20 protein-coding genes are annotated in these 21,003 nt (G+C 49.8%); 4 read left to right on the top strand and 16 right to left on the bottom strand.

Going from position 1 to position 21,003, the window contains the following annotated elements; genetic code table 11:
* Positions 1-9: 9 nt before the first annotated feature.
* The gene (locus J0A65_RS14765) at positions 10-513 is read right to left on the bottom strand and encodes an HAD family hydrolase (RefSeq protein ID WP_206595083.1); all 504 of its coding nucleotides are present in this window, start codon (positions 511-513) and stop codon (positions 10-12) included.
* Complete coding sequence (locus J0A65_RS14760) at positions 510-1,082, bottom strand: DUF6151 family protein (protein WP_206595082.1); 573 nt, start codon at positions 1,080-1,082, stop codon at positions 510-512. The genes J0A65_RS14765 and J0A65_RS14760 overlap by 4 nt, the downstream gene beginning before the upstream one ends.
* 131 nt (positions 1,083-1,213) lie before the next feature.
* On the opposite strand from J0A65_RS14760, the gene J0A65_RS14755 reads away from it, so the two are divergent.
* Positions 1,214-3,376 carry a S9 family peptidase gene (locus J0A65_RS14755; RefSeq protein WP_206595081.1) on the top strand — a complete coding sequence of 721 codons (2,163 nt, stop codon included), beginning with the start codon at positions 1,214-1,216 and terminating at the stop codon, positions 3,374-3,376.
* Between the two features lie 57 nt (positions 3,377-3,433).
* Here the strand turns inward: J0A65_RS14755 and J0A65_RS14750 are convergent, their stop codons facing one another.
* The 3 genes from J0A65_RS14750 to J0A65_RS14740 all read right to left on the bottom strand — a co-directional run bounded on the left by J0A65_RS14750 (position 3,434) and on the right by J0A65_RS14740 (position 5,075).
* Positions 3,434-3,916, bottom strand: coding sequence for a GNAT family N-acetyltransferase (locus J0A65_RS14750; protein ID WP_232849974.1), 483 nt, complete (start codon positions 3,914-3,916; stop codon positions 3,434-3,436).
* The gene (locus J0A65_RS14745) at positions 3,906-4,394 is read right to left on the bottom strand and encodes a MarR family winged helix-turn-helix transcriptional regulator (protein WP_206595080.1); all 489 of its coding nucleotides are present in this window, start codon (positions 4,392-4,394) and stop codon (positions 3,906-3,908) included. The genes J0A65_RS14750 and J0A65_RS14745 overlap by 11 nt, the downstream gene beginning before the upstream one ends.
* 93 nt (positions 4,395-4,487) lie before the next feature.
* Positions 4,488-5,075 carry a TetR/AcrR family transcriptional regulator gene (locus tag J0A65_RS14740; RefSeq protein ID WP_206595079.1) on the bottom strand — a complete coding sequence of 196 codons (588 nt, stop codon included), beginning with the start codon at positions 5,073-5,075 and terminating at the stop codon, positions 4,488-4,490.
* 96 nt (positions 5,076-5,171) lie between these two features.
* On the opposite strand from J0A65_RS14740, the gene J0A65_RS14735 reads away from it, so the two are divergent.
* On the top strand, positions 5,172-6,107 hold the full coding sequence (locus tag J0A65_RS14735; protein WP_206595078.1) for an alpha/beta hydrolase family protein: 936 nt from the start codon (positions 5,172-5,174) through the stop codon (positions 6,105-6,107).
* A 7-nt stretch (positions 6,108-6,114) separates the two neighbouring features.
* Here J0A65_RS14735 and add read toward each other — a convergent pair whose 3' ends face one another.
* A complete protein-coding gene (gene add, locus J0A65_RS14730; protein ID WP_206595147.1) occupies positions 6,115-7,113 on the bottom strand; it encodes an adenosine deaminase in 999 nt (332 codons plus the stop codon).
* A 183-nt stretch (positions 7,114-7,296) separates the two neighbouring features.
* Here add and rsmF point away from each other — a divergent pair, with 183 nt between their 5' ends.
* Entirely contained in the window at positions 7,297-8,715 is a 1,419-nt protein-coding gene (gene rsmF / locus J0A65_RS14725) for a 16S rRNA (cytosine(1407)-C(5))-methyltransferase RsmF (protein WP_206595077.1), read from the top strand.
* A 332-nt stretch (positions 8,716-9,047) separates the two neighbouring features.
* Here rsmF and J0A65_RS14720 read toward each other — a convergent pair whose 3' ends face one another.
* From J0A65_RS14720 to J0A65_RS14700, 5 genes are all read right to left on the bottom strand, one after another.
* Positions 9,048-9,572, bottom strand: coding sequence for a gamma carbonic anhydrase family protein (locus tag J0A65_RS14720; RefSeq protein ID WP_206595076.1), 525 nt, complete (start codon positions 9,570-9,572; stop codon positions 9,048-9,050).
* Between the two features lies 1 nt (position 9,573).
* Positions 9,574-10,434: an acyl-CoA thioesterase II gene (tesB, locus tag J0A65_RS14715; protein ID WP_206595075.1), complete on the bottom strand. Its 861-nt coding sequence runs from the start codon at positions 10,432-10,434 to the stop codon at positions 9,574-9,576.
* Between the two features lie 10 nt (positions 10,435-10,444).
* Entirely contained in the window at positions 10,445-12,268 is a 1,824-nt protein-coding gene (locus J0A65_RS14710) for a protein kinase domain-containing protein (protein WP_206595146.1), read from the bottom strand.
* 9 nt (positions 12,269-12,277) lie between these two features.
* The gene (locus J0A65_RS14705; RefSeq protein ID WP_206595074.1) at positions 12,278-13,120 is read right to left on the bottom strand and encodes a 23S rRNA (adenine(2030)-N(6))-methyltransferase RlmJ; all 843 of its coding nucleotides are present in this window, start codon (positions 13,118-13,120) and stop codon (positions 12,278-12,280) included.
* A 92-nt stretch (positions 13,121-13,212) separates the two neighbouring features.
* Positions 13,213-13,794, bottom strand: coding sequence for a hypothetical protein (locus J0A65_RS14700; RefSeq protein ID WP_206595073.1), 582 nt, complete (start codon positions 13,792-13,794; stop codon positions 13,213-13,215).
* 178 nt (positions 13,795-13,972) lie between these two features.
* Between J0A65_RS14700 and J0A65_RS14695 the strand changes: the two genes are divergently transcribed.
* Positions 13,973-14,401 (top strand): flagellar biosynthesis anti-sigma factor FlgM, encoded by a 429-nt coding sequence (locus J0A65_RS14695; RefSeq protein WP_206595072.1) that lies wholly within the window; start codon positions 13,973-13,975, stop codon positions 14,399-14,401.
* A 47-nt stretch (positions 14,402-14,448) separates the two neighbouring features.
* Here the strand turns inward: J0A65_RS14695 and J0A65_RS14690 are convergent, their stop codons facing one another.
* The 5 genes from J0A65_RS14690 to J0A65_RS14670 all read right to left on the bottom strand — a co-directional run bounded on the left by J0A65_RS14690 (position 14,449) and on the right by J0A65_RS14670 (position 20,811).
* Positions 14,449-16,551 (bottom strand): TonB-dependent siderophore receptor, encoded by a 2,103-nt coding sequence (locus J0A65_RS14690; protein WP_206595071.1) that lies wholly within the window; start codon positions 16,549-16,551, stop codon positions 14,449-14,451.
* Between the two features lie 163 nt (positions 16,552-16,714).
* On the bottom strand, positions 16,715-16,909 hold the full coding sequence (locus J0A65_RS14685) for a hypothetical protein (RefSeq protein WP_206595070.1): 195 nt from the start codon (positions 16,907-16,909) through the stop codon (positions 16,715-16,717).
* A gap of 116 nt (positions 16,910-17,025) precedes the next feature.
* Entirely contained in the window at positions 17,026-18,636 is a 1,611-nt protein-coding gene (locus J0A65_RS14680) for a dihydrolipoyllysine-residue acetyltransferase (protein WP_206595069.1), read from the bottom strand.
* 10 nt (positions 18,637-18,646) lie between these two features.
* Entirely contained in the window at positions 18,647-19,624 is a 978-nt protein-coding gene (locus J0A65_RS14675) for an alpha-ketoacid dehydrogenase subunit beta (RefSeq protein ID WP_206595068.1), read from the bottom strand.
* A 2-nt stretch (positions 19,625-19,626) separates the two neighbouring features.
* On the bottom strand, positions 19,627-20,811 hold the full coding sequence (locus J0A65_RS14670) for a thiamine pyrophosphate-dependent dehydrogenase E1 component subunit alpha (RefSeq protein ID WP_206595067.1): 1,185 nt from the start codon (positions 20,809-20,811) through the stop codon (positions 19,627-19,629).
* Between the last annotated feature and the right edge of the window lie 192 nt (positions 20,812-21,003).

Raw genomic sequence — 21,003 nt, 5'->3', positions numbered from 1 at the left:
CCTTACATCCTATCCCTTGGATAATAACCAAGAAGTCAGGCTTGAAAAACTATTAACCTGTTGAATATCTTGTTTATTCCCAGCATCGTCCAAGTTCAGCCAGCAGGCGTCCAGGCCCGCTTCCAACGCCCCAATGATATCCTTTTGCAGATTGTCTCCGACCATCAGAATCTGTTCTGGTGAACAGTTAAGCTTTTTAACTATCTGCTGAAAATAGGCGCTGGCGGGCTTTTCTACCTGCAACTGTTTAAAACAAAATATCTCGCTTAGATGCGTATCCAGTCCTACACGCGCCAGCGCGCGGCGAATTTCCGCTGCATCTGAATCTTTGGCATTGGTGGCCAGATGACAAACATAGTGCGTCGACAGCACTTGCAGTGCCTGCACGGCTCCCGGCATCGCCTCAACCTTTGGCCAATTGGCCATAGGACCTATCTGACCAGGAAGGTCGCGCATCAGGGTATCGCCCCAGTCAAATAAAATATGCCGATAGTGAATAGGCGTGGTTGTCATGGTTTGACTACTTTAGGTGCAATCACTGGCTTACCATCAGGGTCAAACAACGGATTGGGCTGACCTTTGCCGGTTAATTTGGCGGTAAGCAACCGGCGGAAAATTCTCATCAACAAACGCCACTGTGTTCCTCGGCCTTCTTTGCCCGTTGGCGGCGTAGAGATGGCAAAGCGCCCGTGCACATAGCCACGCACCGATCCTTGCACTTTGTTCAAATCCTGGTCTGAGCGGACAAAACTATGTATTAGTCCAATAAAAGGCAATGAGCCGGATACGGTATTGCCGATGGGGGTATTGCAGCAATTGCAATACCAGCGAATCAGTCCTTTATCACTAAGTTTGAGGCAGCGAAGCTGATCCTGCCCCTGAGATATGGTTAACTGACAGGGTGCCAACTGATAAATATCTGTGCCGCCCCACTCATCCAACACGTCATCTCTACCCAGTTGCCTGGCAAATGCCTGGCAATCGTCACAATAGCAGACCAAGCGGGTGCCACCATCCGGGCCGGTATTTGCAGCCTGGCCCTGCACCTTCCCACACCGACAGCTTAATTCCATATTTTGCATAACGATCCCCCTTTTACTGGCCTGTAAACATTGTTGTGGTACAAATACTCAGCGGTGCTTTTTGAGCATATCGCATTAAAACAAATGCAAAGGTATATTAACCATCCTTTTACCTCTGTCAGGGAATGAAAATGAAAAAAAAATTACCCTTTTGTTTTTCACTATTAACTGCCGCCTTACTGGTTGCTTGTAATCCAGCGACACCGCCAGCACAAACCCAAGTTACCGAGCAGGCCAGCCCCAGTGTGCAGGCACCGGTAGCTGAAAAAATTGCCCATGAAATGACCATTCACGGTGACACCCGCATTGATAACTACTACTGGATGCGAGACGACAAACGTGAAGATCCTAAGGTGCTAGCTCACCTGGAAGCCGAAAACCAATACGCAGACGCGCTTTTGGCAGACACTAAGCCTCTTCAGACGCAGTTGTTTGAAGAAATGAAAAGCCGGATAAAGAAAGACGACGATTCGGTTCCCACCCGCTCAGGTCAGTATTATTACTCCTCAGAAATGCGCGGTGACAATGAATATCCGGTGTATGTACGCAGTAGCGATTTTGCGGGTACCAACAAGCAAGAGCTGCTGGATGCCAACAAACTGGCTGAGGGGCATGAGTATTACAATCTGGGCGGTTTAAGCGCCAGCCCGAACGACAAGCTGCTGGCCTATGCCGAAGATACCCTGAGCCGGAGAATTTACACTATTAAGTTCAAAGACTTAGAAACCGGTGAACTGTTGAGTGACGAATTGCAAGGTACATCCGGAACCACCTTGTGGGCCAATGACAATAAAACCGTCTACTACATCAAAAAAGATCCACAGACCCTGCTAGGCTACCAGGTATTCCGCCATACGCTTGGCACCCCCCAGGCGCAAGATGAATTGGTTTATGAAGAAACCGACAACACCTTTTACACCGGCATCAGCAAAAGCAAAGACCACAGCCTGATTTATATCCACCACTCGGCCACAGAAACCTCAGGGGTATCACTGATTGATGCCAACCAGGCAGATGCCAAGCCGATTGCCTTTGTACCCCGCGAAGCTGGCCTGGAATATGAGATTGCCAAACTGGGTGACACCTTCTATGTGTTGACCAACCTGGATGCCATCAACTTCCGTTTAATGAAAGTGGCGGCCGACCAATTAGGCGATAAGCGTAAATGGCAAGACGTTATTGCCCATCGTCCGGACGTCCAATTACAGGGCTTTGAGCTGTTTAATGACCACCTGGTATATCAGCAGCGCCAAAATGGCTTGTCAGAAATTTTTGTAAAAAAGCTGTCTGGCGGCCCGGCACATAAGCTGAATTTTAATGACAACGCCTATATGGCTCGCATGTACGGCAATAACGAGCTGGATAACCCGTCACTGCGGGTGTATTACACCAGCATGACCACACCAGGTACGCATTATGATGTGGATCTGAACAGCTTTGCCTTAACCCAGTTAAAGCAACAACCTGTGCTGGGCGACTTTGACGCGGCCAACTATGCGTCAGAACGCTTATTCGTTGAAGCCCGCGATGGTGCCAAGGTACCTGTGACCCTGGTTTATCGCAAAGACAAGTTCAAAAAGGACGGCACCAATCCGCTCTATCAGTATGGCTACGGTTCCTATGGTGCAACCATGGACCCAGGCTTTTCCAGCAATCGTCTGAGTCTGCTGGATCGCGGTGTGGTGTACGCCATTGCCCACATCCGTGGCTCACAGATGCTGGGGCGCCCCTGGTATGAAGACGGCAAAAAGCTTACCAAGAAAAACACCTTTAATGACTTTATTGATGTGACCAAAGCGCTGGTCGCCCAAGGCTATGGCCATAAAGATAAAGTCGTGGCTGCAGGTGGCAGTGCCGGTGGTTTGTTAATGGGCGCGGTAATAAACCAGGCGCCAGAGCTTTACTTAGGGGTTGCGGCTCACGTGCCATTCGTGGATGTAATCACCACCATGCTGGATGAAAGCATTCCGCTGACGACCAATGAATATGATGAGTGGGGTAACCCCAACGACAAGACGTACTACGACTATATGCTGTCTTACTCACCCTATGATCAGGTAAAAGCCCAGGCCTATCCTAACCTGCTGGTGACCACCGGCTTGCACGACTCCCAGGTTCAATATTTTGAGCCAGCTAAATGGGTGGCCAAGCTGCGTGAGATGAAAACCGACAGCAATATGCTGGTGTTCAAAACGGATATGGAAGCCGGCCACGGCGGTGCCTCTGGACGCTTTAAGCGCCTGCACGATACCGCTCTGGAATACGCCTTCTTCCTGAATTTGCTGGATAAGTAACGATCAGCGCTTTTGCCGCTCAGCTAATTTTTAGTTGAGCGGCAATCAGCTGCAAATCTAAATCCCCTGATAGCGCATCGCTACATCACAACGTTCATAGGCTGCGCCGAAACGTTGCATAATCTCTTCACTATGCGCAAAACCGTTTTTTTCATACAAGTGAATAGCGGCCTGACACTTTTTATTGGTCAGCAGAAACAAACAGGACATCTTCATTTGCTTGGCCTGGGCGATAACATATTGCAGTAATGGCTCCCCTACCTTCAACCCTCGGGCATTGGCTGTGACGCCCATCTTGGTCAGCTCATACACGCCCTCCTCCTTTTTAAGTAAGGCGCAGGTACCAGCCACCCCTAACTGAGGATGGCGAGCGAACCAAATTTTGCCGCCTGGCTTAATGACATAGTGATAAGGGTCGGTGAGCATAGCGGTATCGGCTGCTTCCATACTGAACATATCCTCAATCCATTGCTGGTTAATACTCAGAAAATACTTAGCCAATTCATCGCTATAAGGCAGAAATTCGATTTCAGTTGGCATCTTTTCGCTCCATTACCCGTTGATACAAGGATTGTTTCTGCATGGCCTGTTCCAGAGTTTGCAGCGCCTGATAGAAGTTATTCTCAAAATCGGTACAAAGAGATTTCGCCGCGGCGTCCACATCTCGCCACATGGGCTGCATATACTCAACCTGCGCCAGTCCCTCCTCGGTGAGGCCGATGACCTTACGTCTGGAATCCTGCTCACAACTAGTCAGTGCAATATAACCTTGTGCGGTAAGCTGTCGGCAAAACTGGCTGATCGCCGGTTGGCTTAGTCCCAACGCATTGGCAGCATCCACCACACTGGTCGGCCCCTGGCGGTAAATCAGCGCCAGCAAGGTAAACCAGCGGGGCTGGGCTTCTACTCCATAGGCTTTATACACAGCCGCCGCATCGGCCAGCATGCGTTCACTTAAACGCTTTAGCCGGCTACCCAGGGCAAGCTCGGCCAGATCATCTAAAAAATCCTGTTGCATTGACTTCCTCCCAAACAATATAAATATTTATATAATCACTTATGTTTATTAACAAGAAAAAGTCGCAACAAAAATAGGATTAACCAGCCAGTGCTATGGTTTGGGGAACTTTTGTATAAATAATGCGCGCAATTGCTGAGCGACTGTATCCAGCGGGGCCAGGCTTTTCTCCGCCCGACACAAAATAATGCTGCCTTCCAAAGCCGATATACTCAGAATCGCCAGACTTCTGGCCTCCTGCTCTGCCAAGCCATGTCTGGCTAACATAGCTGCCAAGGTGGCCTGCCAGTGTTTAAATGCTTCACCTGCGGCCTGTATACCGGCTTTGGCGTCATCATTGGCCGGTTCTTCCATAACCACCGCCAGTAGCGGACAGCCAGCATTAAATTCATCCTGCAGCAAACGAACACGCCACCTGGCCAGAAAGTCATCCAGCCCTTGTACGGGATCTTCAGCAAAGACTTTTTGCAAAAAACCACTAATGGACTGCTGCGTCCATTCAATCGCCTCCTGCACCATTTGGGTTTTGCCGCCTGGAAAGTAATGATAAGTAGAGCCTAATGGGGTATTGGCAAACTTGGCCAGCTCCCGCACGCTAGTGGCGTTTAAGCCTCGACGACGAATCATATCGGCAGTCGCCGCGACTAAACGTTGGCGCGTATCGTTGGCCGTTTTAACCATAAACAAACCTCTTTCTATTACAGTTGTTATAGACTATCTTTAAGACATTATAACAGTCGATATAATATCGACCAGGGGCATTATACGGAGCCTAACATGCACCCCAAACCAGAATCACGTCAGATCAGTGCCTTAGATGGATTTTCCCTTTCTAGCACCCACTATAGTGCCGAGGGTGAAGCCGAAGGGAATCTGCTTATCGCCGGTGCCACCGGTGTACCGCAACGTTTTTATCAGCGAATTGCTTTGTATGCCGCCAGTCAGGGATTAAATGTGATGACGCTGGACTACCGCGGCATAGGGCTTTCCCGCCCTGCCAGGCTAAAAGGCTTTAAGATGCATTATCTTGATTGGGCCAGGCTGGATTTGGCTGCCGCGGTTGCGTTGTTAGCCAAACAAAACTTGCCTCTGTATGTGTTGGGACACTCATTTGGCGGGCACGCCTTTGGCTTACTACCCAATCATCATAATGTCAGCCGATTTGCCGTATGTGGCACGGGCGCCGGATGGCACGGCTGGATGCCATGGCGGGAAAGCTTGAAAGTGCGAATGATGTGGCACCTGGTTCTGCCTGTGCTAACCCGAATAAAAGGCTACTCGCCCTGGTCCAAACTTGGTATCGGCGAAGACTTACCCCAGGACGTATTTTATCAGTGGCGGGCATGGTGCCAGTATCCCCATTACTTCTTCGACAACCCGGATACTCAGGACTTGCTGGACTGCTACCATAAGGTGCGCACCCCCAGCTTATTTATTAATGCTACCGATGATCTCTGGGCTATGCCTGCATCAAGGGATGCCTTTATCCGCGCCTATGCCAACGCACCTATCCATACTCTGGATATAGAATCGCAAGGCACCCCCATAGGTCATATGGGCTATTTTCGCGCCCAGCATCAAGATTTATGGCAACCCATAGTGCAGTGGCTTAAACAAGGCAGCCCGGCGTCCATTGCTGCATCACACTTACAGCAATATGCACCTGGAGAATTCAAAAAAGCGCAGTTATTGCTGCCCAATCTGGCTTTGTAGGCTCAGATCAGCCTGCTTTGCTGGCAAACAATGCGCGCTTATCTTCGGCAGATAAAAACGCCGCTTGTACGCCATTACGTTGCACTTGCTCTAACTGTTCGCGGTTAAGGCCGATAATTTCACTGGCTACCCGGTATTCATTTTCCAGGTTGATGTTCGACACAGCCGGGTCGTCAGTGTTGAGGGTGACGCAAATGCCTTTATCTAAAAACACCGGAATGGGCGAGTCTTTAATCGCCTTGATAGTAGCGGTTTGATAGTTGGAGGTCGGACAAGACTCAACGGCAATATTATTGCGGGCCATATAGTCCATCAAAGGTTCATCCTGAGTTGCCGCCACACCATGACCAATACGGGTTGCGCCTAACTGCTCAATGGCATTCCAGATACTTTGCGGACCATCGGCTTCACCGGCGTGCACAGTGATCTGCCAGCCAGCATCGCGGCCCAGATGAAAGTGCTCCAGGAACAAGGCCGCGGGAAAGCCCAGTTCATCACCGGCCAAATCCAGTGCACATATTTTATCTTTATGGGCCAGTAACGCCTTTAACTCGGCCATACAAGTTTTTGCGCCGAAGGTGCGGCTTAAAATGCCAATCAGGTTGGCTTTGATACCAAATTTCTCGCTCCCGGCACGCACGCCGTCAATCACCGCTTCCACTACATCAGCCATAGGCAGATTGTGGTTCATAGCCATGTAATACGGTGAGAAACGTAGCTCTACGTAATCCAGCCCGGACTCGTGGGCATCTTCCATATTTTCCATAGCCACCCGGTAGCAGGCATCCAGGTCAGCCAATACCGATACCCCGTAATCGAGCTTTTCCAAAAAGGCCAACAGATTGCTGGTTTGATCCTGAATTTGCGTAAGTGGCAGTAAGGCTTCAAAACTGTTTACCGGTAGCTTTATCTGATGCTGCTGCGCTAGTTCCCAAATGGTACGGGGACGGATATTGCCGTCCAAGTGACGATGTAAATCGACCAAGGGCAGATGGGGGTTTATTATCATTAGCAGTTCCCGAGAGCTGAAGGGTTGTCAGTAGTATAAACGCCATTGGACAGGATAACCCCATACTGGGGATCTGTTTGCTTAAATCCTAAGCGGCAGTAACCACATGTGCGAAAGATAATCAGCCCCTTGGTTAATAAATTCGTATAATGCCGCCTTTGACAATCAGCGGGTTTACCCATGAATACACTGCTTCCCCAGGCCTTTATTGACAAGATGGCTGCCTTGTTACCTTCCCGGCAGGAGCTGGATGCCTTTGTCAGCATTTGCCATCAAGGCCTGCGCAAAAGCATCCGGGTTAATCAGCTGAAAATTTCTGTCAGTGAGTTTAAGCAAAGAATGCAGGTGCAAGGCTGGCAACTCACTCCCATTCCCTGGTGTGAGGCTGGCTTTTGGCTGACTCGGCCTGAAGAGCAGGAAAGCACGCCACTGGGTAATACCGCCGAGCATTTGGCTGGGCTTTTCTATATTCAGGAAGCCAGCTCTATGCTTCCCCCTGTGGCGCTGTTTGCTAAGCTAAATACACCAGAGCGGGTGCTGGATATAGCCGCAGCGCCTGGTTCAAAAACCACCCAAATCAGCGCATTAATGAATAATCAGGGCTTACTGGTAGCCAACGAGCTGTCATCCAGCCGCTTGAAAGTGCTGTCAGCCACCATACAACGGCTGGGAGCAGCTAATGTAGCCATGAGTCATTTTGATGGTGAGGTTTTTGGCCAGTGGTTGCCAGAAACCTTTGATGCCATTTTGCTGGACGCCCCCTGCGGCGGTGAAGGTACAGTACGAAAAGATCCCCAGGCCATGCAGAATTGGTCTGAACAAGCGCTGCAGGATATCTCCGCAGTGCAAAAACGTTTAATTGACAGTGCCTTTTTGGCACTTAAACCCGGCGGTACCTTAGTGTACTCCACCTGCACCCTAAGCCCGGAAGAAAATCAGCAGGTAGTGCAGTGGCTGCTCGAGCAATATGATGAGGCGGTCAGTGTGGAATCCCTGGCGGATTTATTCGCTGGCGCCGAACAGGTGGTTACCCCGGAAGGTTATCTACATGTGTGGCCGCAGCGCTTTGACAGCGAAGGGTTCTTTGTTGCCAGGCTAACCAAGCATCACTCAGTCGGCGCCCCAAAGAGTAATAAGAAAGCCGGAAACTTCCCTTATCAGCCGGCATCTCGTAAGGAACAGGCAACACTTGGTGACTATCTGGCCAAGCAGTTTGCCCTGCCCTTTCCCGCAGGCTTTAGCCTGTATGTACGGGATAAGGACTATTGGCTCTTCCCTGACGCCTTTGTGGAGCTTATCGGGCGTTTTCGCTTTGACCGCATTGGGCTAAAACTGGCCACCGCGCATAAACAGGGTTTTCGATTAACCCATGAGGCGGCACTGGCTCTGACACCGTCAGCTAACAGTCCGATAGTGAATCTGAGCCTTTCGCAATTAGCTGAGTTCTATCAAGGCAAAGATCTGTTCTGCGACACCTTGCCGCAAGGGGAACTGCTGGTTTGTCTGGATGGTCATCCGGTCGGCCTTGGCAAAGGCATAGGTCAGAAACTGAAAAACTCCCTGCCCCGCGAACTGGTCAGAGACGGGCTGAGCTTATAAACACAGCCCCAAAGACTATGCAATCAAACTAAGAAAGGTTACGGAACCCGACCTGAAAAGCCTGTGGATAAACCCTGCACAAGCTGTGACCAAGCTGATGACAACGTTGCCATAAATTTTCTCTAAAATTTTGATTTAAATAGACAAAATAAATGATGAAAAAATTTGTTTATAAATTCAGCAGCGGTGTTCTACAATTATCGTCCGGCTTGAAAATTTTGTATGACACTTCTCCATTTTCCAAGCCTTGAGTTAGCGCACGGCTCTTGAAAGAGCCATTCCCCTAAGCCCAGAGCCCTCCCCGGGTCTCTGGGTCTTTTTTTATCTGAAACTCAATCTTCCAGTGCTGCCAGTTCCATCAAGTAACGTTTACCGTTTTGCACATAATGGGCAGCAGAGGCTTCCAGATTGGCACATTGTTCATCGGTTAAAGTTCGCACTATCTTAGCGGGGCTGCCCAATACCAAGCTGCGATCCGGGATCTGCATATTCTCAGTCACCAAGGCATTGGCGCCAATCAGGCAATAACGACCGATAGTGGCACCATTTAGCACCACGGCATTAATCCCAATCAGGCTGTAATCTCCCACAGTGCAGCCATGCAGCATAACCTTATGGCCGACGGTAACACCTTTGCCGAGTGTCAGTGGGTAGCCCATATCGGTGTGCAATACACTGCCATCCTGCACATTGGTATCCGGGCCAATAGTGATCAGTTCGTTATCGCCGCGCATGACCACGTTAAACCACACCGATGCCTGCTCTTCGATGGCGATATCGCCGATAATCTGCGCATCGGGCGCAATAAACACATCGCGCGCCACCCTGGGAGCCTTACCGCCAACTCTATATCTCATATCAATCCCCGATTTTTCGCATCAGGCCTTCCTGCATGGTGGATGCCACCAACTGACCGTCACGGTTAAATATCTGCCCACGCACCAGGCCACGAGCATTACCTGAGAAAGGGCTCTCCATACAATAAAGCAGCCAATCGTCAAAACGAAATGGCCGGTGGAACCACATGGCGTGATCAATGGTCGCCATCCGCACACCACGATTCATAATCGACATACCGTGGGGCTGCAATGCTGTGACTAGAAAATAATAGTCAGAAGCATAGGCCAGCGTAGTTTGGTGCTCATTTAAGTCATCGCTCAAAGGGCTGCTGGTTTTCATCCATACATAACGCATAGGCTCCATGACTTCGGGTGCCATGGGGTTAATAGCTTGCACCGTACGCATATCAATGGGTCTGTGATAAGCCAGTTTTTCCACCATGCTGGCAGGTAACTTATCCAACACATTTTCATAATAACGGATATCTGGCTGCAAACTGTCAGGCTCAGGTACCTTAGGCATCTCACCGTGCTGGTGACTTAAGCCTTCTTCAGGGGACTGGAAAGACACCGTCATAAAAAAGATGATCTTGCCACCTTGGATAGCTTTAACCCTGCGAGTGCAAAAACTGCGCCCATCACGCATGTTTTCCACATCATAGACCACAGGGTTGTGGGCATCACCGGGCAACAGGAAATAGCAATGATATGAATGTGCCACCCTGCCCGCTTCCACCGTTTGCTGCGCCGCTGCCAGCGCTTGACCCATTACCTGCCCGCCAAACAGGGCACGAAAGCCCAGATCCCAGCTTAGGCCGCGATACAAACCTTCTTCCAGTTTTTCCAGGGTCAGCAGTTCGGTGAGTTTAATATCATTCATGCTCTTTACATCAACTCTTCAGCAAGGGGTTACGAGGGTAAAACTTATCGGCCGCCGCGACAATATGATCAAAAAAGCGCGTATCTTTATAAGGTAATTTCATAAAGCCGGAAATACCCAATCCTTCAATGAGTGGGATCTGCTCAATTAACCTGGCCAGTAACTGTTTAAATTCATCTTCGCGGGCGTGATCAAGCAAAGTGTAGTAGCTGTGCACTTTTAAGTGGGTCGGCAAAGCTTCAAAAATAATACAGCCGGTGTGGTGAATATCGTTAAGCTGTTCAATGATGGCACGGATACTGGCAGGCAGTTTCAGCAGTTCATCCGGGTCTTCACCGTCTTCAAAGTATGAGTGCATGCGGCTTTGCGCTTCGGTGACCGAGATCTTACTGATCTCATAGGGAATACGCATATCAGGGGTGGGAACAAACGCTTGCTGCTCATCGCTGCGCTCCAGATGCAAGGTATCTCGAGCATTGAACATACAACTTTTAAACACCCCGACCCGATGGATAGCACGAGCCAAAGTCACCACGTTATTCACGGAGATTTCAAAGGAGCGTTTCATAGAAGGGTCATACAAATTCAGGCTTGAATCTATATAGATACCCTCGGGGTGCCAGCGCACCGCCAAGCCGCCCACCACTGGATAGCGGCCCAGCCGGCTTACCGCAGCAATAAAAGCCTTTTCGGTTTCCCCCATGCCTTGCATGTAGTTTTTATAATAACGCTCAAACTGCTCATCATTCAGATAACGCAGTTCATCTTCCACCGATTCGGCGCGCAAAAACGACTTACGTGAGCTGTACACCACAGTATCGATAGGCTTACTGGCTTTGTGAGTCCAGCACGGGATAACCGGCTGGTATTCCACCTCTTCCGGGCCACTGAAGACCAGATTGCGCATAAAACGCATATTACGCAGAAAGTAATCGCCGCCCCTTCTGCGCTCACTCGGGTCGTCACTCATCATAGCAGTTAAGGTATGCGCCAGCTCGCGGGGCAAGCCTAAGGAGTTTGGCGTAATCACATGTCTGCCAAAACGACTGGACTGTCCGGACGCCAGAGCATACAAGGTGCTGGCGACCCCCTGCTCGTCAAACCTGGGGCTGGATAACGCGCCGTCAAGCTGTTCTTCACCAATAAAATACACATCCCCCAACCTGGCATTAGTTTGCTGCAGGTCGCTGGACATCAAATCCATCACATTGTTGCCCACATGCTGCCCAGCACCATCCAATTGGGCGAACACCGACGAGCCCCAGTCAATTAGCGCGACCCTTTCGGTTTGCGGATCAAACACCAGATTAGACGGCTTGATATCCCCATGCACTATGGGCTTTATTTGATGTGGTTGGCCGTGTTCACGCAAGGCCTTAAGAATATCCGCCAATTGCACCGCAATGCGCACAATTAGACGCGCAGACAAGGGTCCCACCCGCAGCGATACTTGCTCTAAATCCTGCCCTTGCGCCCTTTCCATGACCAAAATGGCCTGCTTTTTAATACGCTGGAACTCTTCCAATTGCGGTACGCTGGGATGCTCAACTTGGCTGAGCATAAAAGCTTCTTCTTCCAGACGATCCTGGACATGCTGGGGTAGATTGATACGGGAAAACTTAAACACCAACTGGCGTTGACGCTCGTCTACGCCGGCAAAGGCAAAACCGAACGCGCCTTTACCTATAAGTTCAATATCCCGGTAGCCAAGCAGTTCAAGCTGCTCTGTACACAGGGCTATCCAGTCTTTGAGCTTTTGCGCATCCTGATGAGACAGCAGATAAATGGACTGCTCATCAGGAATGTAAAAGTGCTTAAGCTTGGAGTCTGGCAATGACACCGCTTATTCGCTCCTGGTCAACCAATTCAGTTGATAGGATGCGCCGGGCCAGTCTTTAAGTGCGTTAAGCAGTTCCGGCATTAACGCCTCTAACTGCGTATCGAATTGCCAGGGCGGATTTATCACCAACATACCCGAGCCATACATCCCCACATCCTGCTCCTGAGGGTGCAGTTTTAACTGGATATCCAGCACATCGGCACCTTGAATAGCCGCCAGAGCCTTGGTCATTTTTTCACTACGATCGCGACTTTTTGCCAGCAGCGGATACCAAATGGCAAAGATGCCGGTTTTCCATCGTTTGTACGATTCTTTAACGGCACTGACCAGCTCCTGATAGTCTGCTTCCAGCTCGTAGGAAGGATCAATCAGCACCAGTCCCCGGGCCGGTTTGGGTGGACTCATGGCCACCAGCCCCTCAAAACCGTTACGGTGGTGAGTATGCGCATTGCGCACACCTTTAAAGTTAGCTCGCAGGTTTTGCACTTCATTATTGTGCCATTCCATTAACTGCAGGCTGTCCTGGCTGCGGCACAAGCGACGAGCCAGCTCAGGGGAGCCAGGATAGCGGTTATCGCGACGATATTCGTCAACCAACTTGATGTAGCTGCGCAGATTGCTGTCCTGGCAGTTGGCGTCCAACAAGCGGTCAATACCGTCTTTATACTCACCGGTTTTCTGCGCCTGGGCACTGGTCAGATCGTAAAGACCCGCGCCACTGTGGGTATCAATATAAACAAAGGCTTTATCTTTCTCGGCCAGCTTATTAAGTAGCAGCATCTGACAAAGGTGTTTAAGCACATCGGCGTGATTACCGGCATGATAGCCGTGGCGGTAACTGAACAACGGGATATTCCTGAAAAGACAAACTGGCGTAAGTGTAAGGGATTTAAGGCAGATGCAGCAAAGCAATCTGCCCGGTAGAGGTGAAAAACTCTTTAACTACCAGGCAAAGCGGGCTCTGGTTCCTGTGCTGTTCCGGCCAATGCATTGAAATGCTCGGCCAGGGTAAAACACAGCTCTATGTACAAAATCGCCTGGGCAGAACCAACTTCAAAATCCACCGCATGCGCCACCTTATTACGTAGCCGGCGCAATTCATCAAAGAGCTTGCCTTTTTTGGTATCAATCAACTTGCCGCTGATCAACAAGTCCTGAAGTAACTTGTATCTGGTGCTGATATTCAGGTCAACCTGTGGTTGATGGACTCTGACCAAACGTTCAGCCGCATCATCTACCACGGCCCAGGATTCCAGAATCGCGGCATTTGGCAGGTTATCCGCCGATGCAATAAGCAGGGTTTTCTGATCCTGCTTCAGTTCAGGAAAAGCACCTACCGCCTGCTCTGACACGGCTTTAAGTTCGCGCCCAAACTCCAACTCCAGTTCCTTGTATTTGAGCTTTTTCATCAAAGGAACAAGTTGCGTTAAGGGCTTTCGTAGCAGACTTACCACAAACAGCACCACCAGAGGCCATACCAACTTGTCCAACAAGTCGACAATAAACTGCATCCAATCCATAGGTTTCTCTTTCCTGGCAGGTTTGCCCCTGCGCATTGATGAACACCAAGAGTACCGAATCCAGCAACCCGAATGCAATCCACTCTTAAAACCAGCCCAATGCCTGTTCAGCAAGCTGGCAAGCCACTTGCTTTGTTACAGCGATATACAAAGCGTTATCAATGATAAGGAGATCAGCATGCAAGTCAGTCAAATAAGACAGCCCTCGCCTATTTTTGCAGCCCAGCAATCTGGCAGTACAGCACATTCAGGACAGACAACCAGCTCTGCTAGCGCTGACCAGGTCAGTATCAGTGCCGCGGGCAAAGAGTTGCAGCAAAGCTGGCAATCTCTGGCCGACGGCTATGATGTCCGCAATATCTCGCAAAACGAACTGCATGCACTGTCGGATGCCTTGTATCAGGGTGGTTTTATCGGTCGTGGCGAACATCTGGTATTAGGTGCTCCCCGCTCCATGCATGCGGCACCGGATACTAAGTACGATTTGCTGGGCGAAATGCAACAGAGTTTTGGTCGCTTTGCTCAGGGAATGACTGCAGAGGAAAAACACAACTACCAGGGTGCGATAGATATTCTGCGCGATCTGGCCAGCAGCCGGCGTAGTTAGCCAGAATTAGACGGGCGCCATTAACTGATGACGCCCTCAAAGCGGGATCAGAATTGATACCGCAGGCTCACTTCGATATTACGCGGCGTGCCGAAAAAGCCCTGATTGTAGAAATCAATACTGGAATAGTACTTTTTATCAAACAGGTTACTGATATTCAGTTGGGCATTTAACTGCGCGCTGAGAGCATAGCTGGCCATCAGATTCACCAGCCAATAACTGGCTTGCTCTGACTTGTACGCATTGCCAGGACCAACCTGGTCCTTGAACATATCACTTTGCCAGTTAATATTGGCCGCAAAATGCAGCGCCTCACTGGCTTCATAGCGCCCATTCATTCTGACTAACCGCTTAGGTACATGAGTGGCAAAGGCTTCACCCTTTGCCTTTTCGGATTTAGTCTGGGTGTAACTCAGGTTGGCGGTCAGCACGTCATTGATCTCCCCTGACAGCTCCACCTCAAAACCTGTATGCTCGGTGCCTTTCACACCCACATAAGCAAAGCTGCCATCTGGTAAGGGCTCAGTCACCGTACTATCAAGTTCCGCCACATTGTCCTTTTCACCTTTAAAGACCGCGGCATTCACTAACAGCCTGTCATCCAGCCAGGTACTCTTAATACCAAGCTCCATACTGTTACCTTCAATAGGCTCCAGCTTGCGGTTATCTTTATCTGAATAATTTTGTGGGGTGAAGATTTCGGTATAGCTGGCATACAGGGATACAGCGTCGGTTGGCGCATAAATCAATCCGGCATAAGGCGTGTTGATACCACTCTGTTTGTAGTCCTTGCTAACATCCACTTCATTTTCAAATTCGTAGCGGCTAAAACGATTGCCAAGTACGGCAGTAAACTCGTCACTCAAGCTTAACTGGGTGGCAATATAGGCGCCAAGCTGGCGCTCATTGTTCTCACCTACAATAGCGGTATCACTGAAGTTTGGCTTTGCAACACTGCCGTCCCAGGTTAGAAAATTACCTATCTCCAAGCTGTCTGCCGCATAGAAGGAATCGGATTTTACTTCCTGGTCGGTTAGATTTGTGCCAATAATCAGGCGGTGCTCGCGAGCAAACAGATTAAACGGGCCACTGGCATACAGTCTGGCACTATCCAGCACCCTATCACTTTGGTAAATCATGGTGGACGCTTGCATGCCCAAGCCGGTTTGCTTGTCCGGATAGCCTGATGCATAAAGTAAATGGCCATCCATGCTGTCATCCCGGCGTTCATACTCACCTTTTACCAGCCAGCCATTATTAAAATGATGAGTCAGATTCACAAAGCCACTTTTATTATCCCTGTCCCATTTACTCCAGTTGGCTGCGGTGGTGCTGGACACATCCAGATCTGCTGCGCTTGAGCCGTCTGCATAAAACAGCGGTAAGGCTCCCCAGGTTGAGCCTTTGGGGCGACGCTTGGCATGCTCAAGCCCAACTTCCACTGTGGTACTGTCTCCCACGTCTGCCGCCAGAGTGAAATACAATTGCTGATTGTCTTCCTCGGCAAGGTTCACATAGCTGTCACTTTTTTCTTTACTGGCTGCCACTCTGGCGCGCAATTTACCGTCTTGGGTGAGCGGCGTATTGAAGTCACCTTCTATTCTAAGACTGTTCCATCGGCCAGCCTGTAAGCTTAGATAACCACTTTGCTCATATTGTGCCTTTTTTCGAATTAGGTTAATGGCCGCCGAAGGCTCGCCCGCACCCGACAGTAAACCGGTCGCGCCACGCACCACTTCGACCCGCTCAAAAAGCACGGAATCAGACACGGCTTCGGAAAAGAAACTACTATAGAAAACCGGTACACCATCATACTGAAAGTTGGTTACCGCATTCCCTCGGGCGGTAAAGAAAAAACGGCTGGTTTCCGCCGCCTGCACGGTAATCCCTGGAACCAGACCGACAATGTCCGCCACATTTTGCAGGGCAAAATCTCGCATTAAGTCGGCATCGATAATCGAGATAGACTGCGGGGTATCTTTCACTGACAACATCAGGCCGGTCGCGCTGGTGTTATATTCAAGACGCTGTCCTAATACCGAGACTTTCTCCACCTCTTGATCAGAGCTGGCACTTTCACTGGCATAAGCCTGAAGCGATAAGGCCAGCGCAACGGTCAGGGAAACAAGTGAAGGTACAGGACGATTCATAACAACTCCATGAATACTAAATGATAACAATTTGCATTTATAGTAAATTTATTCGACTGACTAAACAACAAAAATCTGCTTTACTATCCTCACTCCTTAGACAGGTTAATTTTTCACTTTAGTCAGAATGTTGCACTGCATTCTGTTTTGAAAAAAATCCCCCTCACTGTGGGGTAAAACGATATTCATACTCCAGTCCCAGGGATAACTCAGTCTCCCCACCACTATTCAGCGCACCGATAAAAACCCCCGGATAATGCTTAGCTTCTGAGGCTGAAAGCTGTGCACTAAACAAGCTAACAACACTTAATGAAGACGCCAGCAACATAGCTTTCTGAGACCCGATTCGCTTTATCATAAAACCTCCTAACAATTTGATTTAAAATATAAAATTCAACGATAAGGGTTGCAAAAAAGCGCTCTTCACAGCAAAACGACCTAGATTAAAAAACCCGCCAGTTGGCGGGTTCTCGGTTATTTCATCTCAGTTAACATGCTGAGTGGATTTTCTAAGTAGGACTTCCATAGGTTGGAGAAGCGCACCATAGTCGCACCATCAATGATCCTATGATCTCCAGACCAACTGATATGCATGATATTCACGGCTTTAACATTGTCCTGCTCGTCAAAACGCGGTAAACGCTGGATCTTGCCTAGCGCCACAATGGCAGACTCAGGTTTATTGATGACCGGCGTTGCGGTGGTACCACCTATGACGCCAACATTAGAAATACTGATGGTGCCACCTTTTAGGTCGCTGCTGCCGAGCTTGCCTTCACGGGCGAGATCAATCAGGCGACTGGCCTCTTTTGCCACCTCAAACAGTGACAGATTCTGTACCCCTTTGATATTCGGCACCAGCAAACCAATTTTCGAGTCTACCGCCATGCCAATATTGTGATCATCAAAGTAAGTAAGCTCTGTACAATCCTCATTAACCTGGCTGTTAACGATAGGGAACTGCTTGAGCGCCAGCGACATGGCCTTGATGATAAAAGGCATGAAACTGAGTTTTACGCCCTGCTTTTCAAACTCAGGCTTTAGTGCCGCTCTGGCCGCCATCAGGGCGTCCATTTCAATTTCATCGCTGACGGAGAAATGCGGAATACTAAATACCGACGCACTCATCTGTTTGGCCATGGCCGCCTTAATACCGCGGATAGCTTCGGTACGGGTACCACCGCTGATGGTCTGAACTGTCTGAGCCTTTGCCTCTTGATTGGCCACAGGTTCAGCGGCTTGTCCCTGCGAGAGCAGATCCTGCTTCATCACCCTGCCCTTTTTGCCGCTACCCTGAACCTGACTAAGATTAATCTCAAGTTCGCGAGCCAGACGTCTTACCGCCGGACTGGCCAGCGGTTTATCAGGATTAACCAGCTTAGGCTCATGTTCACCGCCGGTGAATTTATCGGTGGTGGTCGGTATGTTTTTAGCCATGCAACTTTTCACCGGCGCAGCTATTGCACTGACTGGCGTTTTGGCCGTTTGCGGAGCATGTGAGACGGCACTGTCACCAGCTTGGCCATCCGTTTTTACCTCAATAGCAAACAATGGTGTATGTACCTTAGCAATCTCGCCTTTTTGGTAATACAGCTTCACAACCTGGCCAGAAAACTTCGATGGGATCTGTACTAGGGCTTTGTCGGTCATTACATCGGCAACAGGCTGATCTTCTTCGATAACTTCACCTTCGCTGACCAACCATTCCACCAATTCACACTCGACAATACCTTCACCAATATCAGGTAAGACAAAATCTTCCACATGCGATGCGCCGGTGGCGGCTGTTGCTGTCTTAGCAACCTGTACCGGTTCTTCAGCATCTTGCGCTGGCATAGCAGGCGCTTCACCGTCAATATCCATTGCAAACAAGGGCGCATGAACTTTGGCAATATCACCTTTTTGATAATAAAGCTTGCGCACCACACCACTATGCATAGCCGGAATTTGCACTAGGGCTTTGTCCGTCATCACATCTGCGACTGGTTGATCTTCCTCAATACGCTCTCCCTCGGCGACCAACCACTCAACAAGTTCACACTCAACAATACCTTCGCCGATATCAGGCAGAATAAAATCTTTCATACACTGCCCCTTAGTAGTTCACGGTACGCTTGATGGCCTCAAAAACTTTGAGGTGATCCGGCATATATTCTTTTTCGTGGGCGAGCGGATACGGGGTATCCAAACCACAAACCCGTGCGATGGGTGATTCCAGATTCAAAAAGCAGCGTTCTTGCACCGTCGCGGCGATTTCACTGGCAAAGCCACCGGTTTGCGGCGCTTCATGGGAAATAAGCAAGCGGCCGGTTTTCACTACCGACTGACAAACGGTTTCCACATCCCAAGGTAGAATGCTGCGAAGGTCGATAATTTCACAGGAAATTCCGGCTTTATCCGCCAGCTCTGCGGCTTTTTCCATAATTTCCATCTGAGCGCCCCAGGCCAGTAAGCTGATATCCGTGCCTTCCCGCACGATGTCAGCCTTACCCAAGGGCAGCTCATAGTCTTCTTCCGGCACCTCGCCTACCGACGCGCGATACAATCGCTTGGGCTCCATAAACAACACAGGGTTGTCATCACGAATAGACGCCAGCAACAATCCTTTGGCCTGATAAGGGTTACGCGGTACGACTATTTTCAGGCCCGGGGTATGGGCAAAATAGGCTTCCGGTGATTGGGAATGATACAAGCCACCGGCAATCCCCCCTCCGTACGGCGTACGTATGGTCAGAGTACCGACACTGAACTGCCCACCGGAGCGATAACGCCATTTAGCCGTTTCGTTAACGATTTGATCAAAGGCCGGGAAGATATAATCGCCGAATTGAATTTCGGCCACCGGCACTGAGCCCTGAGATGCCAGACCATTGGCAAATCCCATGATGCCTTGCTCGGTCAGGGGTGTATTGAAACAGCGGGCCTTACCAAATTTTTCCTGCAGGTTACTGGTCGCACGGAACACGCCGCCGAAATGGCCTACGTCTTCACCAAACACCATGACTTTTTCATTTTCTGTCATGGCCAGAATCAGGGCATTATTGATGGCTTGTAGTAGATTCATTTTCGCCATGCTTATAGCCTCCCTGAGGTCTTCGGATAAGCATCCGGATATTGACTGATATGTTGCTTGAGTTCATCTAGCTGTTCTTTTAAATGCCAGGGCGGCGTGTCATAAACATCTTCAATAATGTCGTCGATAGCACAGACCGGCACTTTCTCTACACGTTTAAGCTCATTCAGCACATCCTGACGCATTTGCTCAACGTCTTTACCGTCCTGCTCTTCGTCGAGCCAGCCTTTGCTCAATAGCCAGTTGCCCAAACGCTGTATGGGATCTTTGGCCTGCCAGCGGGCTTCTTCATCTTTAGAGCGATAGCCGGTCGGATCATCAGAGGTGGAATGGGCAGCCAAACGGTACGACATAGCCTCAATCAGGACCGGGCAATTTTCTGCCAGGGCGATTTCACGCGCCTGTTTGGTGGCGGCATACACGGCAAAAGCGTCGTTACCGTCAACCCGGATAGTCTTAATCCCGTATCCTAGCCCACGGGAGGCAATACCGTCACCGGCGAACTGTTCTTCGGCAGGGGTTGAAATGGCATAGCCGTTATTGCGACAGAAGAAAATCACCGGGCAGTGCAGCACGGCTGCCATATTCAAACCGGCATGGAAATCCCCTTCTGATGCAGCTCCTTCACCAAAGTAGCAAATAGTCACGGCTGGCTGCCCAGCCATTTTCTGGCCATAGGCGTAACCGGAGGCCTGCGGAATTTGGGTACCTAGGGGCGAGGAGATAGTCATAAAGTTCAGCGCTTTGTCACCATAGTGAATCGGCATCTGACGGCCTTTATTGGGATCCTTCTCATTGCTAAACATCTGGTTCATAAAGGCTTCAGTGCTGTAGCCACGATATGCCAGGGCACCCTGCTCACGATACTGGGACATGATCATGTCCTGAGGCTCAAGCGCCGCCGCACTGGCAACGCTGGCAGCCTCTTCGCCAGTACTGGCCAGATAAAAACTAATCCGTCCCTGACGCTGGGCGGCCACCATACGTTCATCCAAAACCCGGATAAAACGCATAGTGCGGTAAATTTTCAATACGGCGTCCTGATCCAACTCCGGCAACTGTGCATCTGCATGAGGTGTACCGTCGGGCTGCAGGATCTGCAACATGGGGATGTCAACCAGGCCTTTGTCGATAACACTGACCTTGTGGGTAAGACTGACATCAGAAAGATGATTTCTGTCCTTCATACTTTGCCTTAGGGTTCTGTCGTTAGCCGGGTACCAGCCCCGGTTTTTATTATTAAGTTGGCAATATACTAGTAGAGGTTTGCTAGCAAGGCGTTGCTTTTTAAGGGAACTGCGAGAGAAAGGCAGATATGAATATCCCAAAGTCCCCTACTCAGAAAGGATAAATCAACTAATTTTTACAAAGTATCTACA

This window comes from Bowmanella yangjiangensis, from assembly GCF_017255015.1.
Classification (GTDB): Bacteria; Pseudomonadota; Gammaproteobacteria; order Enterobacterales; family Alteromonadaceae; genus Bowmanella; species Bowmanella yangjiangensis.
Note: the sequence above shows the minus strand (reverse complement) of the source record. Positions and strands in the feature narration are given on the sequence as shown.

Excerpts from the sequence above, each read along its gene's own strand:
- J0A65_RS14765 (WP_206595083.1), bottom strand. The coding sequence starts at position 513 with ATGACAACCACGCCTATTCACTATCGGCATATTTTATTTGACTGGGGC.
- J0A65_RS14760 (WP_206595082.1), bottom strand. The coding sequence starts at position 1,082 with ATGCAAAATATGGAATTAAGCTGTCGGTGTGGGAAGGTGCAGGGCCAG.
- J0A65_RS14755 (WP_206595081.1), top strand. The coding sequence starts at position 1,214 with ATGAAAAAAAAATTACCCTTTTGTTTTTCACTATTAACTGCCGCCTTA.
- J0A65_RS14750 (WP_232849974.1), bottom strand. The coding sequence starts at position 3,916 with ATGCCAACTGAAATCGAATTTCTGCCTTATAGCGATGAATTGGCTAAG.
- J0A65_RS14745 (WP_206595080.1), bottom strand. The coding sequence starts at position 4,394 with ATGCAACAGGATTTTTTAGATGATCTGGCCGAGCTTGCCCTGGGTAGC.
- J0A65_RS14740 (WP_206595079.1), bottom strand. The coding sequence starts at position 5,075 with ATGGTTAAAACGGCCAACGATACGCGCCAACGTTTAGTCGCGGCGACT.
- J0A65_RS14735 (WP_206595078.1), top strand. The coding sequence starts at position 5,172 with ATGCACCCCAAACCAGAATCACGTCAGATCAGTGCCTTAGATGGATTT.
- rsmF (WP_206595077.1), top strand. The coding sequence starts at position 7,297 with ATGAATACACTGCTTCCCCAGGCCTTTATTGACAAGATGGCTGCCTTG.
- J0A65_RS14720 (WP_206595076.1), bottom strand. The coding sequence starts at position 9,572 with ATGAGATATAGAGTTGGCGGTAAGGCTCCCAGGGTGGCGCGCGATGTG.
- tesB (WP_206595075.1), bottom strand. The coding sequence starts at position 10,434 with ATGAATGATATTAAACTCACCGAACTGCTGACCCTGGAAAAACTGGAA.
- J0A65_RS14700 (WP_206595073.1), bottom strand. The coding sequence starts at position 13,794 with ATGGATTGGATGCAGTTTATTGTCGACTTGTTGGACAAGTTGGTATGG.
- J0A65_RS14695 (WP_206595072.1), top strand. The coding sequence starts at position 13,973 with ATGCAAGTCAGTCAAATAAGACAGCCCTCGCCTATTTTTGCAGCCCAG.
- J0A65_RS14690 (WP_206595071.1), bottom strand. The coding sequence starts at position 16,551 with ATGAATCGTCCTGTACCTTCACTTGTTTCCCTGACCGTTGCGCTGGCC.
- J0A65_RS14685 (WP_206595070.1), bottom strand. The coding sequence starts at position 16,909 with ATGATAAAGCGAATCGGGTCTCAGAAAGCTATGTTGCTGGCGTCTTCA.
- J0A65_RS14680 (WP_206595069.1), bottom strand. The coding sequence starts at position 18,636 with ATGAAAGATTTTATTCTGCCTGATATCGGCGAAGGTATTGTTGAGTGT.
- J0A65_RS14675 (WP_206595068.1), bottom strand. The coding sequence starts at position 19,624 with ATGGCGAAAATGAATCTACTACAAGCCATCAATAATGCCCTGATTCTG.
- J0A65_RS14670 (WP_206595067.1), bottom strand. The coding sequence starts at position 20,811 with ATGAAGGACAGAAATCATCTTTCTGATGTCAGTCTTACCCACAAGGTC.